Source organism: Corynebacterium sp. Marseille-P4321 (genome assembly GCF_903645305.1).
Taxonomy (GTDB): Bacteria; Actinomycetota; Actinomycetes; order Mycobacteriales; family Mycobacteriaceae; genus Corynebacterium.
This window is the reverse complement of record NZ_CAHJXO010000004.1, coordinates 21,631-35,667: the sequence shown is the minus strand read 5'-3', so window position 1 is coordinate 35,667 and position 14,037 is coordinate 21,631. Positions and strand designations below refer to the sequence as shown.

10 protein-coding genes are annotated in these 14,037 nt (G+C 66.9%); 3 read left to right on the top strand and 7 right to left on the bottom strand.

Annotated elements, in window-relative coordinates; translation table 11 throughout:
* The first annotated feature begins 4 nt into the window (after window positions 1–4).
* Window positions 5–1,015 carry a ParB/RepB/Spo0J family partition protein gene (locus HWX32_RS11005; RefSeq protein ID WP_175935903.1) on the top strand — a complete coding sequence of 337 codons (1,011 nt, stop codon included), beginning with the start codon at window positions 5–7 and terminating at the stop codon, window positions 1,013–1,015.
* Between the two features lie 38 nt (window positions 1,016–1,053).
* Window positions 1,054–2,277 carry an RNA-binding domain-containing protein gene (locus HWX32_RS11000; RefSeq protein ID WP_175935902.1) on the top strand — a complete coding sequence of 408 codons (1,224 nt, stop codon included), beginning with the start codon at window positions 1,054–1,056 and terminating at the stop codon, window positions 2,275–2,277.
* Between the two features lie 5 nt (window positions 2,278–2,282).
* On the opposite strand, the gene HWX32_RS10995 is transcribed toward HWX32_RS11000, so the two are convergent.
* The 7 genes from HWX32_RS10995 to HWX32_RS10965 form a co-directional block, all read right to left on the bottom strand.
* On the bottom strand, window positions 2,283–3,455 hold the full coding sequence (locus HWX32_RS10995) for an N-acetylmuramoyl-L-alanine amidase (RefSeq protein ID WP_075469479.1): 1,173 nt from the start codon (window positions 3,453–3,455) through the stop codon (window positions 2,283–2,285).
* 39 nt (window positions 3,456–3,494) lie between these two features.
* Entirely contained in the window at window positions 3,495–3,818 is a 324-nt protein-coding gene (gene trxA, locus HWX32_RS10990) for a thioredoxin (RefSeq protein WP_075469480.1), read from the bottom strand.
* A 10-nt stretch (window positions 3,819–3,828) separates the two neighbouring features.
* Window positions 3,829–4,818 (bottom strand): thioredoxin-disulfide reductase, encoded by a 990-nt coding sequence (trxB, locus tag HWX32_RS10985; protein WP_082259974.1) that lies wholly within the window; start codon window positions 4,816–4,818, stop codon window positions 3,829–3,831.
* Window positions 4,815–5,387, bottom strand: a complete 573-nt coding sequence (locus HWX32_RS10980) for an RNA polymerase sigma factor (protein WP_075469481.1) — start codon at window positions 5,385–5,387, stop codon at window positions 4,815–4,817. The genes trxB and HWX32_RS10980 overlap by 4 nt, the downstream gene beginning before the upstream one ends.
* Before the next feature lie 108 nt (window positions 5,388–5,495).
* Window positions 5,496–8,735, bottom strand: a complete 3,240-nt coding sequence (gene murJ, locus HWX32_RS10975) for a murein biosynthesis integral membrane protein MurJ (protein WP_175935901.1) — start codon at window positions 8,733–8,735, stop codon at window positions 5,496–5,498.
* The gene (locus HWX32_RS10970) at window positions 8,732–11,188 is read right to left on the bottom strand and encodes a hypothetical protein (RefSeq protein WP_175935900.1); all 2,457 of its coding nucleotides are present in this window, start codon (window positions 11,186–11,188) and stop codon (window positions 8,732–8,734) included. The genes murJ and HWX32_RS10970 overlap by 4 nt, the downstream gene beginning before the upstream one ends.
* Window positions 11,185–12,144 (bottom strand): NUDIX hydrolase, encoded by a 960-nt coding sequence (locus HWX32_RS10965; RefSeq protein WP_175935899.1) that lies wholly within the window; start codon window positions 12,142–12,144, stop codon window positions 11,185–11,187. Before HWX32_RS10965 ends, HWX32_RS10970 begins: the two co-directional genes overlap by 4 nt.
* 251 nt (window positions 12,145–12,395) lie before the next feature.
* Between HWX32_RS10965 and HWX32_RS10960 the strand changes: the two genes are divergently transcribed.
* The gene (locus HWX32_RS10960; protein WP_175935898.1) at window positions 12,396–13,940 is read left to right on the top strand and encodes an HNH endonuclease signature motif containing protein; all 1,545 of its coding nucleotides are present in this window, start codon (window positions 12,396–12,398) and stop codon (window positions 13,938–13,940) included.
* Window positions 13,941–14,037 lie beyond the last annotated feature (97 nt).

Sequence of the window (14,037 nt, the reverse complement as noted above, 5' to 3'; positions counted from 1 at the left end):
AACCATGGCACAAGAACGAAAAGGCGGCTTGGGCCGCGGCCTGGCGGCGCTGATTCCTTCCGCGCCGGCGGAGATGGACAAAACCGGCAAGACGGGCGCCATCGGCGGCGACGCCTCCGACGTGATCTTCGGGGAGAAGAAGCGCGCGATTGCCGGTGCCCCGACGGTGAATGCGAGCCGCGAGGAAGTTATGCAACCGGTGCCGGTTGGCGGCGCGCGCTACCAGGAGATCCCGCTCGGCGAGATCATCCCGAACCCGAAGCAGCCGCGCCAGGTTTTCGACGAGGACGATCTCGCGGAACTGGTGCACTCCATCCGCGAATTCGGGTTGCTACAGCCCATTGTGGTGCGCGACACCCGCGACGGCTTCGAGCTGATCATGGGCGAGCGCCGCTGGCGCGCCGCCTCGAAGGCCGGGCTGAAGCAGATCCCGGCGATCGTGCGCGACACTTCCGACGAGGACATGCTGCGCGACGCGCTTTTGGAGAACATCCACCGCGTCCAGCTCAACCCGCTCGAAGAGGCCGCCGCGTACCAGCAGTTGCTCGAGGAGTTTGGCGTGACCCAGGAGCAGCTCGCGGACCGTCTCGGGCGCTCGCGCCCCGTGATCACGAACGCGATACGCCTGCTCAACCTGCCGGTGCCGGTGCAGCGCCGCGTCGCCGCCGGAGTGCTCTCCGCGGGGCACGCGCGCGCGTTGTTGGGCATCAAGCTTGACGACGGCTCCGCGGAGGCCCAGGAACAACTCGCCGACCGCATCGTCGCCGAGGGCCTTTCTGTCCGAGCGACCGAAGAAGCCGTCACCCTCATCAACGCGGGCGGGAAGATGCCGCAGAAGCAGAAGCGCCAGCCTCTCCCCCAGCCCGAGTACTTCACCCAGGCAGCTGATTCGCTCGCGGACGCGTGGGACACGAAGGTATCGGTGACTATGGGCAAGCGCAAGGGCAAGATCGTCGTCGAGTTCGGCGATAAGGATGACTTCGAACGCATCATGGGCCTCATCCAGGGCGAATGATTCAATCGATCGAATTACAGTGATGTAATATCGCATCCATGCACGCTGATGAGATGCGCCAACTAATCGATGCTGGCGAGGGCCTGACCACGGCCTTCGCCAGGCGCGTCTCTGCGGCCTACATCAACGAGCGCGCCGTGATCGAATTGATGGCATGCATGGCCAACGGTGCAGGCGGCACCCTGCTCATCGGCGTTGATGCGAACGGTGCAATCAGCGGCTGCCACCCCTTCCACGGTGACCGCACGGACCCGGCGGCGCTTGCGATGACCATCCGCCGCAACACCTCCCCCGCGCTCGCCGCTGAGGTGTCCGTTGCCGAACTCGACGGCCGCGTCGTCGTGGCGCTCACCGTCGAGGCCCAACCGAGCCCCGTGGCCACCCGTTGGGGTGTGTACCGCACCCGCCGGCTCAACGCGAAGGGCGTGCCCGAATGCGCTGGCATGGACCCGTCGTACCTGTTCACCCGCTACCGCGACGCGAACGGCATCGACTGGGCGCTCGCCCCCGCCACCGGCGCGAGCGACGCCGACATCGACCCGGACGCGATCAGCTCTTACCGCAGGCTCGTGGCGCGCTTCGGCGGGGACGACGAGCTTGCACAGCTTTCCGACGACGCCTTGGTCCGCTCCCTCGGCTTCCACGACGATTCCGCCGAGCCGGTGAAACTCGGCGCAATCGCGCTCTTCGGCACCCCGGAGGCGATCGCCCGTCACCTGCCGTACCACCAGCTTGTGGTGGTGGATCGCCGTGGACCTGCAGCGACGCACCGCAGTGCGAGCCCGCTCGCTCCGATGGTGGAAGGCCTCGCAGGCCTCGAAGCCCTCCCGCTGGTACTCAACGCACTCATGCACCGCGACTACACCCTGCCGGGGGCCGTTTACGTGCGATTGGAGCAGACCCGCACCAACGTGACCAGCCCGGGCGGGATGGCGCGCGGGCCGCGCTCGCTCTACCTCACCACGGCGCTCGCGCGCACCGGGATTACCGCTGGCGCTGGCGAGGGGCTGCGTGGGTTGGACGTGGATTACACCGGTTCCCACGAGCAGGGCGTTTCGGCCACGCTACGGGAACGGCTCGGGGAAAACGAGCGCCTCGCACTGGACGCGGTGCAGCTTGGCGACGGGGTCTCGCGCAGCGACGTCGCTACCGCGACCGGTTTGAGCACGCAGCAGGCCTACCGCGCACTGAAGAAGCTCACCGAGGCAGGCCGGGTGCGCCGCGTCGGTTCCACGCGCACCACCCGCTACCTGCCAGCGTAAACGGCTTAGGCCATTTCCTCGCGCAACAGGTCGGTGAAGCTGTAGGTGCCGGTCGGGCGGTTATCGTGGTCCAGCAGGTACAGGCGCTTAACCGCCACCACGACCGCTTCGGCAATGGCGTCGCGCTGGTTCGGGTCCGTGAGCACCGCGACATCGTCCGGGTTGGTCAGATACCCCGCCACCACCTCAACCGTTGGCATGCGCGTCATACGCAGCATGTCCCAGGTGCGGGCGTGGTTGCGGCAGTTCTGCAGGTCCGTGCGCGCGGCGATCTCGCGCTGGATGTAGCCCGAAAGGGTTTCACCCGTCAGCGAGGAGTTGCCGTGCTCCGAGCCGAAGTAGAACGTGGCCACGCCGTTGGCCTTCTCGTTGCGGTACGCGTCGAGACGCAGCGAAACCACCAGGTCAGCCTTGAAACTGTTCGCCAGGTCAGCGCGTTCCTTAATCGACGGGTTGTCGCCGCGCGGGCGCGAGAGGATGGTCTCCATACCCGTAGCCACCATGCGGCCCTCGATGCGCTGCGCGAGATCCCACAGGATTTCCTCTTCAGTAATCGGCCCGTACGGCCCGTTGACCGTCATGCCCGAGTCGGCCCCGCCAAGATCCGGGTCGATCACCACGCGCTTGCCGGCGAGGTTCGGGCCAGCCTGGCGCACGGTCTCACGCTCACGAATGGCGTGGGCGGAACCGCCAGTGATGCGTCGTCCCAAAAGCGACAGCGCGTACAGCGTGTCAGGCCCGCACACCCCGTCGTCCTCCAACCCGGAGTTGAGCTGGTAATTCACCAACGCATCGTGGGTGCGAGGACCGAAGCGGCCATCCATGCGGTGGGAGTAGAAGCCCAGTTCGTGCAGCTGGGATTGCAGCTGCGCGACATCGTCGCCCACCATCTCGCTGCCGGGCTGGTAGCTCAGCACTCGGGCGCCGAGGGTGTAAGAGGCTTCGCGCAGCTCACGCAGCGTGAGCTCGTCGATAGTGCCAGTGGGCATTACGCCGCGGGACTGCTGGAATGCCTTGAGGGCGTCGGCGAGGGCCTCGTCGAAAAGCATTTCGCTCTGGGAGAACTCGGCGGATCCGAGCTGGCCCCCGTAGCCGTCGAGGAGACCCAGGCGCGCAAGCGACATCCGAACCTCGGCGACCCGTGGGCTCGAGTCGCCTACGCGGAATGTGTTGTGCACAGGGATCCTTTCACGTGTTTTCGGGAGTAGGGAAAAGCTTTAGAGCTGCGACTCGATCTTGCGCACGATCTCACCCTTCGGGCGCAGACCAACAAACTCGTCGACCTTCTCGCCGCCGTTGAACAGCAGCACCGTGGGGATGGACATGACCTGGAACATCGCGCCGAGCGTGCGCTCGTTGTCCACGTTGACCTTGGCCACCTTCACCTTGCCGTCGTACTCCGCCGCAATCTCGTCCAGCACGGGGCCGAGCTTCTTGCAGGGGCCGCACCATTCAGCCCAAAAGTCGACGAGGACCGGAATGTCCGACTCGACGACCTCGGATTTAAAGGTGGCCTGGGTGACGTCTACAGGTGCATTCATGGGCGCTATTCTACAGCGCTTCGAGATAGTGCTGTGCGTCCAGCGCCGCGCGGCAACCCGAGCCCGCCGCCGAGATCGCCTGACGGTACGTCTTGTCCACCAAGTCGCCGCACGCGAACACGCCCGCCACGCTGGTTGCTGTCGACGGCTCCCGCACCAGCACGTAGCCACCCTCGTCAGTGGCCACCTGGTCTTCCAGGAAGCCCGAACGCGGGTCGTGCCCGATTGCCACGAACATCGCGGTGGCGTCGAGCACGGACTTCTCGCCAGTATCCACGTTGAGCACGTTCAGCCCGCCGACCTTGCCGTCCTGCTCCAACACCGATTCAACGATGGTGTTGGTGACAAACTCAATCTTCTCGTTCTCCTGGGCGCGCGCCAGCATGATCTTGGAGGCGCGGAAGTTCTCCGAGCGGTGAATCAGCGAGACTTTGGAGCCGAACTTCGTCAAAAACGTCGCCTCCTCCATCGCGGAGTCGCCGCCGCCCACCACCGCGATGTGCTGGTCTTTGAAGAAGAAACCGTCGCAGGTTGCGCAGGTGGACACGCCGCGTCCGGTGAGCTCCGCCTCACCCGGGATGCCCAGGTGGCGGTGCGCGGCACCCGTGGCCAGGATGACAGCGCGGGCCTGAAACTCCTCGTCGTCCACCACGACCTTCTTCACCTCGCCGGAGAAATCAACCGAATCCACTAGCTCGGAGCGCAGGTCGGCGCCGAACTTCTCGGCCTGGGCGCGCATGTTCATCATCAACTCCGGGCCCATGATCCCGTCCTCGAAGCCGGGGAAGTTCTCCACCTCGGTGGTGTTCATCAGCTCGCCGCCGTACTCGTAGCCCTCAAACACCAGGGGCTTTAGCTCGGCGCGGGCGGCGTAAAGAGCGGCGGTGTAACCGGCCGGGCCGGAGCCGATGATGATCAGGTCGTGCACTTCGTCGCTGCCCGTGGACTGCGCGGATGCCTCGGGCTGGGTGTTCAGAGTAATAAGGCCGGGGTTTGTCATGGACGTGAGTCTACCGCCGCCCGTTCCCCAATCGCGGCCGCCACCGCCTCTCGTGCCCTGTAGCGCCGCGACTTCACCGTGCCGGGTTTCACGCCAAGCTCGTCGGCGGCGTGCTCGACGGTCATCCCTGCGACGTCGATAAGCCAAAGCGCCTTGCGTTGCGCCGTCGGCAACACCGCGAGGGCCTGGCGCATCGCGATGACGCGCTCCGCGTTCTCCAGCGGGTTGTAGGAGAGGTACTTGTTCGCGTCCGCGGTCACCGTCTCGTCATCGTCCAAGCTCACCGGCGGGCAGGCGCGCACCACGCGGCGCTGGTGGTCGATCGCCGCATTGATGCACATGCGGTGCAGCCACGTGGACAGCTTCGCATCACCCCGGTAGGTGTGCATGTTGCGCGCGGCTTTGAAGAAGGCGTCCTGCACGATGTCTTGGGCGTCGTGTTCGTCGCGGGCGTAGTTGCGGGCCACGAAGTACAGGCGCTGCCAGTGGCGCTTTACTATCTGCGTGAACGCGCGGCCGTCGCCGGCAAGGTAGTCCGCCACCAGCTGGCGGTCGGTGCGGTGCTGCATGGTGTCTCCCCCCGAAAGGCCCCAAACGTTGTTGCGCACCAGTGTGCAACGCCCGGCCCCCAAAGGGAAGACCGGGCGTGCGCACTTTAATGGACAAATTCTCCTTGCTTAGCGTTCGCGAGTGTGCCCCACCAGAGAAACTTCGGCGATGGTGACGTCCTCCGGCTCCTCCGCCCCGGCCGGCAGCTCGAGGACGGCGCCGCGGAGCAGTCTGCGGGCCGGAATGTCCGCGGAGACCTGCCGGGTGTTGAACTTGCCCTCGGCGAGCAGTGGCAGATGGGCCGGCTCCAGCGGGCCCTCGTAATCCGCGGGGATCCCGTAGAGCTGGTAGGTGCCGGTGTCCGAGGGGGCGTCGATAAGCAATTGCTCCACCGTGAACCTGGACCCATCCTCGGGCTCAAGCACGAGGCGCGCGGGGCGCGGCGCTTCCCAGGTGGTGGAGCGGTCGCCGTCCACCGCCTCGCCGCCGCGCAGCGGGCCGATGATCACCGCGGGGCGCGGGGCTTCGGTGGTGGTGGCCTGGGGCTCGGTGGGCGCAGGGTCGTCGCCCGAGACGAAGTCCACGAGGTAGGTAGTCAGCACGCCGACGCCGACCATCGCCGCCACCGCCACCGCGGTGAGCAGGCCGATAGTTACCGGGCCGTAGCGGCGCGCGCCGAAACCGCCGCGGATGGCCTGGGGTTCCTCCTCCGGCTCGTCCACAACCGGCTCGATGGGCTCCACGTGTTCAGGCAGGTTGGCCACCTCGCGCAGGCGGGCCTCCACGTCGCGGTAATCTTGCGGGGTCATCTCGCCGGCCTCGGTGCGCTCGGCGACGGTGGCGGTGAGCTCCGCCAGCGCGTCCGAGCTGACGTTGCTGGTGAACTGCTTCAGGCCGCCCGCGAAGGACTCCGCGTCCAGCTGCAGCGAGGCGTCCTGCAGCACCGCCGGGAACGCGAGGCGCACGTAGCCCTCGCGGTCGATGCGCAGGCGCTGACGGTTATCCAGCCCGAGCGGGGTGCCCGCCTCGTGCGCGGCAGCCAGTGCTTCGGCGAGGGGCGCGAGCGCATTTGCGACGGCTTCCGTGTGCAACGTCTGCTCCGAACCCGTCACCGCCTGCACGGAGGAACCCTCGACCCAGTCCGCCACCACGAGCGCGCCGGAGCGGTACGACAGCACCTCCACGTTGTCCGCCACCGCGGGCAGCTGCATCCGGGCCAGCTTCTTCGTGCGGCGCGCCACGCCCGCGGCCTGGATGGCGGCCTCGCGCGGGGTGGCCGGCGCCATCGGGGCGGCGCCGTTGGTGTCCACGAAGGTGAGCGCAACCTGGCGCCCGGTGGCCACCTCGCGGGCCTGCCAGAAGCGCGCGCCGGAGGTGGCGCCGTGCTCGCGGATGAGGCGGAAGCGGCCGTCGGACACGCTCGCGCCGGGCACGAGACGCGGCCCGCGCACCACACCGGCCGACATGGGCGGCGGTACCGGGGAGGCGTTGAACGTGTCGGCGCCGAGGAACTGGGCGGAGACGTCGCGCGGGTCCACCTCGCCCACCTCGAGCGCCTTGTCCTCGTCCGCCTTGATGAAGCGGCCCATGCCCGGGATGCGCTGCAGGGCCGCGCCGAGGTTCTGCACCTCGGGCAGCTTCGAGCGCGAAAGCACCAGGCCGGTCACGGCGAGGAACACCACGCCGAGCAGCGCGACCATCAGCAAGGAACCGAGCGCGCTCGTGGGCGCCGGCACCAGCCAGCGCACGACGAGCACTACCGCGACGCCCACGAGCGCGGCCACGGCGGCCCACACGGAGGTGTGCAGCACCGAGCGGGCCTGCAGGGTGCCCAGCTTGCGGCGCAGCAGGAACGCGCCGATGAGCGCGCCGGCCACGAAACCGAAGCCGTTGGCCGCGCCCAGCAGCACCACGACGTGCTGCGGTTCCTGCGCGATTGTGGGTGCGAGCGCGGAGAGCACCACCTTCGTCACGGTGATGCCGGCGATGATGAACGTCGGCGTCCACGCCTCCTCGCGGGCGTAGAACACGCGCAGGTGCAGCATGACCAGCGCGTACGGGATGAGCGTGAAGGCGGCGGCGGAGACGGTCAGGCCCAGGGTGCGCGCGGCTTCGTCGGAGAAGGAGCCGTAGGCGAACAGGGCGTGGCCGATGTCGGGGCCGATCGCCACCATGAAGATGATGATGGGAATCAGGGCGATGAACGTCAGCTTCGTGCCCATGGTGAGGTCGTGGACCACGGCTTCGTCGTCGCCGTCGGCTGCGTTGCGGCTCAGTCGCGGCATGATCGCGGTGAGCAGGGTGACGCCGATGATGCCGTACGGCATTTGCAGCAGCATCCAGTGCTGCTGGTAGATGATGGGCGCGGCCGCGTCCGCGTTCGCCGCGATGCGGGTGGTCACGATGTAGCCGAGCTGGCTGATCGCCACGTACGTGATGATCGCCACCGCCATCCCGCCGAACTGCTTCAGCCGCTCGTCGATGCCCCACAGCGGCTTCAGGTCGATGCCCAGCTTCCTCAGCGCGGGGAGCATGATGAGGCATTGCACCACCACACCCATGGTGGTGCCCACGCCGAGGAGCAGCACATGCGGATTGCTTATCGACGTCGGCGCCGCCGGGTTCAACGCCCCCGGCAACGCCATGTACGCAATGAGCACCGCGATGGAAACCAGGTTGTTCGCCACCGGAGCCCACGCGCCGGGCCGGAAGTGTTCCTTCGTGTTCAGGATTGCCATGAACAGCGAGAACATGCCGTAGAAGAAGATCTGCGGCAGAAGCAGGTAGGCAAACGACGTGGTTTGGACGAGGTTGACCTTCGAGTCCTCGTCGATCATCATCTCCGCCAGCCACGGCGCTGCGAGCACGGCGACGACGGTGACCACCGTCATCAGCGTCAGCGTGAGCGTGAACAGGCGGCGGATGAACGCCGCACCCCGGTCCGGGTCTTCCTTCTCCGCGCGCACGAGCACGGGTACCACAAGCGCGGTGAGCACCGAGCCCAGGACGATCTCCGTGATCAGGTTCGGCAGAGTGTTCGCGGTGTTGAACGCGGACGCCACCACCTCGCCGAGCGCCGCGCCGATGAGCACGGTGCGGATGAACCCGGTGATGCGCGAAATCAGCGTGGCCAACGCCATGGAGCCGGTCGCGCGAACCACCTCTGTGCCCCCCGAGCCCCCAGTGCCCCCAGTGCCGTCGGAAACGGGCGCGGTTACCGCGATGGTTTCACCCTTGGGGCTGGTGGTGAGCAGCGACTTGTCCGGGGTTGCGGAATCCTGCGGCTCCGGCTTCGATTCGCGTTTTTCCGGAACCGGCGCGGGCGGGGCCGGGGCGACGATGCGGCGCCTGAGGTTCGGCTCTGTCACGTGGTGCTCCGTTCACGTTGGTGGGTTGCTGTATGGCTGGTGCGGGCAGGCCTGATCGGCGGGTCGGTGGAGCGTGGCCCGGCGCGCCGGCGGCGGCTCAGGCCCACGAGCAGGAAGAACAGCAGCCCGGCGGCGCCGAGTCCGCCAGCGAGCACCCACCCGTTGACGGCGAGCGCGGAGGTGCGAACCGTGATGCCCACCGGCTGCGAGATCGGCTGGCCGTTGCCACCGGCGAGGAAGAGTTCCAGGTCGGTGCCGCGGCCTTCCTCGGGGAGGTCGGCCGTCATTTGGACGGTCACGGATCCGCGCGCCGGGATCTTCAGCGTGCCCGGCAGGTGCAGGCGGGCGCCGTCGGTGCCGGTGTAGCGAATCGCCGCCTCCACAGGCAACGGTAGGCCGTTCTGGGCGACGATGAGCAGGGGGCTTGATGGCGACGTTCGCGTGTACACGTTGCCCGGCGGGATGAGTGTCACGGCGGCGCGCAGCTCGTTGAGTGTGTCGCGGGAGCCGGCGAGACGGTCGCTGGTGGTGGCCACGGAGGCGTCGTAAAGCGATAATGCCCTGCGATTACCCACCGACAGTGCGGTGAGCAGATCGCGGCGCAGCGGCAGTGTGAAGCCGTAGCGGGTCAGCGCGATGGCGGGGTCGGGCACCATGAGCGCCGCGATGTCGTTGGTGAACGCCGCCTGTTGCGTAACCTGCAGCAACTCCGCGTCCGTGTACGCCGCCGGGTCCGGGTAGGGCGTGGAGGCGCTCGCGCGCGCAACCGGGCCTTTCGGGGTGAGGTACTCGCCGAGGGACATCGCGCGGGCGGCGCCGCCAGTGACCAGCTCCGCAACCGTGCCCAGTACGGCGGCGGCGGTGTCCGCGTCCCAGGTGGCGGGCGGGACCACGAGGATCGGGTCCTGCTCGTTCTCCGCTGTCTCTTCCTGGTCCTCCGACACCCACTGCGACTGCACCGCGAGGCGCACCGCGGAAGCGGCGGAGATATCGCGCGCCGCTTTGGAATCCTGCGTGTAGTCGAAGCGCAGCGTCGGGTTCGAGGTGCCGATGGTCTCCGGGTGCTCCCCCGTGGCCGCCAGCACGGACGCCAGCGAGTCTTGGTAGCCCACCGCCATCACTCCGGGCGCGATCCAGCCGAAGCCGTCCACAGGCGCGGCGAGTACGCGCACCGGCTCCGCGGGAGCGGGTGCTGCGGAGGTCTCGGTGAACACGGAGCGCTCCAGCGCACTCTGGTCCGCGCCTGCCGGCGCCTGCTCAACCGGGGAGCGTTCCCAGGCAGCCTGCATGCCCTGCTCACCCACTGTGGAGCGGGAGTGGTCGGCCCAGCCCAGCGACGTCGCCGTGCCGTCCTCCACGTATCCGGTGCCCGGCACCACGGCGTTCAAGGTTCCTGTGGCCCCCAGGACGCGCTGCAGGACGAAGGGGCCGCGCTCCACGGCCTCGCGCATGAGCCAGGTGTCGCCGGTGCGGGCCACGGCGCCGAGGTCCGCGTTCGCCCACGGCAGCGCGATCGTGCAGCCCGTGGCGGAGATCTGGCGCACCTTGTCCAGCCACGCTTTGGCGTCTTCCGCGCCCGTGCCCGCCACCCCGCGGGTGACGTTTTCCGAGCCCCACGAGTCGCGCAGCCGCTTCGGCTCCTCCACCACGGCGGCGCGCTCATCGGCCACGGTGTAGCCGCGCGTCATGCGCTCCACGGTGTCCACCAGCGCCGGGTCGAGCGCCATGCAGGTGGCGTAGCCGACGGCGGGTTCGCGCGCGGCCTCGATGTAGGTGTCAACGAGCTTGCTCAGCCGCCCGTCGGGGGCGAGTTCGCCGGCCAGTTGCTCGGATTTCAGCACCAGTGGCGGGTCCTCGGGCGCCTCGCCAGTCTCGCCGGGGACGATGTCAACGGGCGCGGCCACGGGGTACAGCGCAGTCAGGTCGGCTGGCCGGATGTTGTCGCGCGTGCCGCGGACGGAAAGGTGGAAGCGATCGGTGTCGAGGGTCGCACCGGAGGCGTCGATAAGCTGCATGCCCATCGGGTACGTGCCGATGCCCACCGCGAGCTCGCCCGCGCCAAACTGCAGCTCAAGCTCGGTGGACTCGCCAGGGGGCAATTGCTTATCGACGCTCACCCCCTCCCCCATCACCTGATACTCCCCAATGCCCGCCACCGCGGCGACGCGCTGCTCGCCAACCGAGCCCACAGCGGGCGCGCGACGAGGGATGACCGCGAGACCGGACAGCGTGTCATCCGAAAGGTTGGTCACCCGCAACTTGATGCGCAACGGGTCGTGCGCCGAGATCGCCCGGGGCGCCTCAACCAGCTCGACCTTCGCAACCTCCTGCTCGCCGGGACGCACCGCGGGGTTGACCCATTCCTCCGCCACCTCAGGGTTGTCGGGGCTGACGGGCACAGCCGGCGCGGCCAGGAGCAACGCGGAGGCGGCGATCCCGATCGCGCGGCTCATCGCGGGGTGGCCCTTCCGGCGTCAGCTTCCTTCCTGGCCAGATCGGGCATGCGGTCGCAGGCGATGCGGGCAAGCTTGCGCTCGTCGGCGTACGCGAGGTGCTCCATCAGCTCGCTCATGGGCACCCAGGTCACTTCTGTGACCTCCGGGTCTTCGTCGTTGAACACGCCGTCGACGTAGCGCAGCAGGTTGTGGTGCACCGTCTTATGAATGCGCACCCCGTCAGAGACAAACCAGTAATCGATCACCCCGAGCGTGTCGAACGCCTCGCCCGTGATGCCGGTTTCCTCCCACACCTCACGCTCGGCCGTGACCCACTGGTGCTCGCCGTCCTCCACGTGACCCTTCGGCATCGACCACAGCAAACGGCCCCGCCGGTCCAGACGGCCAATGAGCGCCACGTAAATGCGGCTCATATCCACCTTGCCGTCCTTGCCCACGGCCTCCGCCATGCCAGAGACCACTAGGCCGCCGGCGGAAGTCTCGTCGCGGGTCGGGATGTTCGAGTCGTGCTCCCGCTCGTACTGCGGCCGGCGTCGCTGGTTATTGCGGTTGTTCGAGCGGTTCCGGTTCCGGTTGTTATTCCGGTTGCGGTTCCTGTTCTTGTTTCGGTTGTTCCTGTGCTTGTTGTTCTTGCTGTTCTTGTTTTGGCCCTGGTTGTTGTCTTTGTTCTTGTTTTGGCTTTGGTTCTGGTCTTGGCTCTGGCCGTTCTGGTTGTGGCCCTGACTTTGGCTCTGGTGCTGGCTCTGGTGCTGGCTCTGGTGCTGGCTCTGGTTCTGGTTCTGGCTCTGGCCGTTGTGGGCTCGGTTGTTGCCGCCCTGGCCCGACCCGCGGCGCCGGCGTCGTTTCCTGCCTTGGCCGCCTTTGCGCGAACGCTGCCCGCCCCCGCCGGACCCGCCCTGGGAATCATCCCGGGCTGCGGAGGGGCCCGGAACAGGCCGCGTGTTCTCACTCATTCGTTTCATGCTATCCGCCGCGGCAGGCGATGTGGTACTTATCCCGGCGTTTCCAGCGCGTTCGAACATCGTTCGAACACACGCGTTTTTATGTCTGGGTCGTTTTGTATAGTGCGCGCAGACGGAATGGCTCAGCCCGTTTGGCCACGAACACACGAACTAAAAAAGTACCAATAAACCTAATAAAACTCTTGACAAACAAAAACGTGTTCGACTAATATCGGTGGCACATTCAACACATGGAGGGGTTCATGGCCACAGCACTACAGGAGAAGAGCTTCCGCACGCAGCTCGAGTCCGATGGGGAAAGCGCCGCGGCACAAGCGGTCCGCGATGCGTACTGGGAAATGTTCTGGCCGTATGCCGAACCCGGGGTCGACGAGGAAGACTTCGACATGGTGGTTGATCGCATGCAGTTTGCGACGGGCTGGCCAGTATCGTTCGTGCGCAAAGCGCTTCTCGCGTTCACCCGCCTGCAGCGGTTGCCCCGCCTGCGCAGCCTGCAGCGCCACACTCGCTTGCTGAATATGGAGCATTTGGTTGCTATCGACGTGGAGCTAGCCGAGCTCGGCCCCGACGCCGAACAGGACGTCTACGATCTCTTCGACGACTTGCTGGTGGATATCTTCACCCCAAAGCGCAACAACCAGGCGCTGCCGAAGCAGAACACGGTGACGAAGCGGATCCGTGAGCTGATCAAGAAGATCGACCCGTCGCGGGCGTACGACAAGAAGAAAAAGGAGAAGCGCAGCACGCCGGCCGGTAACGTCCTCGCGTTCAACGAGTTTCACGCCGACGGTGTGTTGCGCTCCCAGATCGACCTGAGCACCAACGCGGCCACCTCCAAACTCGTGCGCGAGTCGCTGCGCAGCGCCGCGCGCGAGCACGGCATCACTATGGCGGATGCGGCGGTGAAGCTGCTCATCGGCGAGATCGCAGCCCCCGGGAACGTGACTATGCACATTTACGCCCCGAAAGACCGCGTGGAGGGTGACGCGGTGTACATCCCCGGCCACGGCTGGACCGACCCGGAAACCACCGCCGAGATCGAGCGCTGGCTCGCAGGCACACCAACCAAGATTGTGGACTTGGACGAAGCAGCCGAGCAGACGCTGGCGGGGTATGTGCCGAGTGAGCAGATGAGGGCGGCAGTCGTCGCAAAGCATCGCACCTGCATTTACCCCGGCTGCCAGATGCCGTCCGAGCACTGCCAGCTCGACCACCGCATTCCTTACGAGGATGGCGGGCCGACAACCGCGGACAACCTCTTCCCGCTCTGCCAGCACCACCACAACCGGAAGACCGATCGGCTTGCGTTTTACTTCCCCGACCCGCACACGGGCGACATTGTCTGGTGTTTCGGCGACGGCACGTACCTGATCGTCGAGCCGACCGGCCTGCTTTACGACCAAATCACGCCCACCACCCCGCGGTGGCGCTCCAGCCTGGCCAACGTGTGCGCGAACCGTGACCGCGCGGCGGAATTCAACGCGAAAGGGCACGCGATTCTCGACGAATTCGAGACGGACCAGGACCTCGCACGCGCGGAAACCCGGATCCGCGAGCTCGAGAACGAATACAACATGGTCTTCGAGTTCCGCCCCGAAATGCTTTACCAGGAACCGCTGCCCCCGGAACCGGACTTGGAGGAGCCGCCGTTCCCCGACCCGGAGGAGTACAACCCGGAGCCGAACCCGTTCCACGAGAAGTCCTTCAAACCCTCCTCGTTCGTTGAGTGGGACATCGCGAAACGACTTTGCGCCGACATCATGGCCCGCGTTGAAGAGGCCGCGTAGGGCACCCGAGTATCGTGAGCTGGGTGACAACTCCCGAAACGTATCCCCCACTGTTCGATCTGCCGGACCCGGACGATCCGCTTGCGCCTGCGGGTTT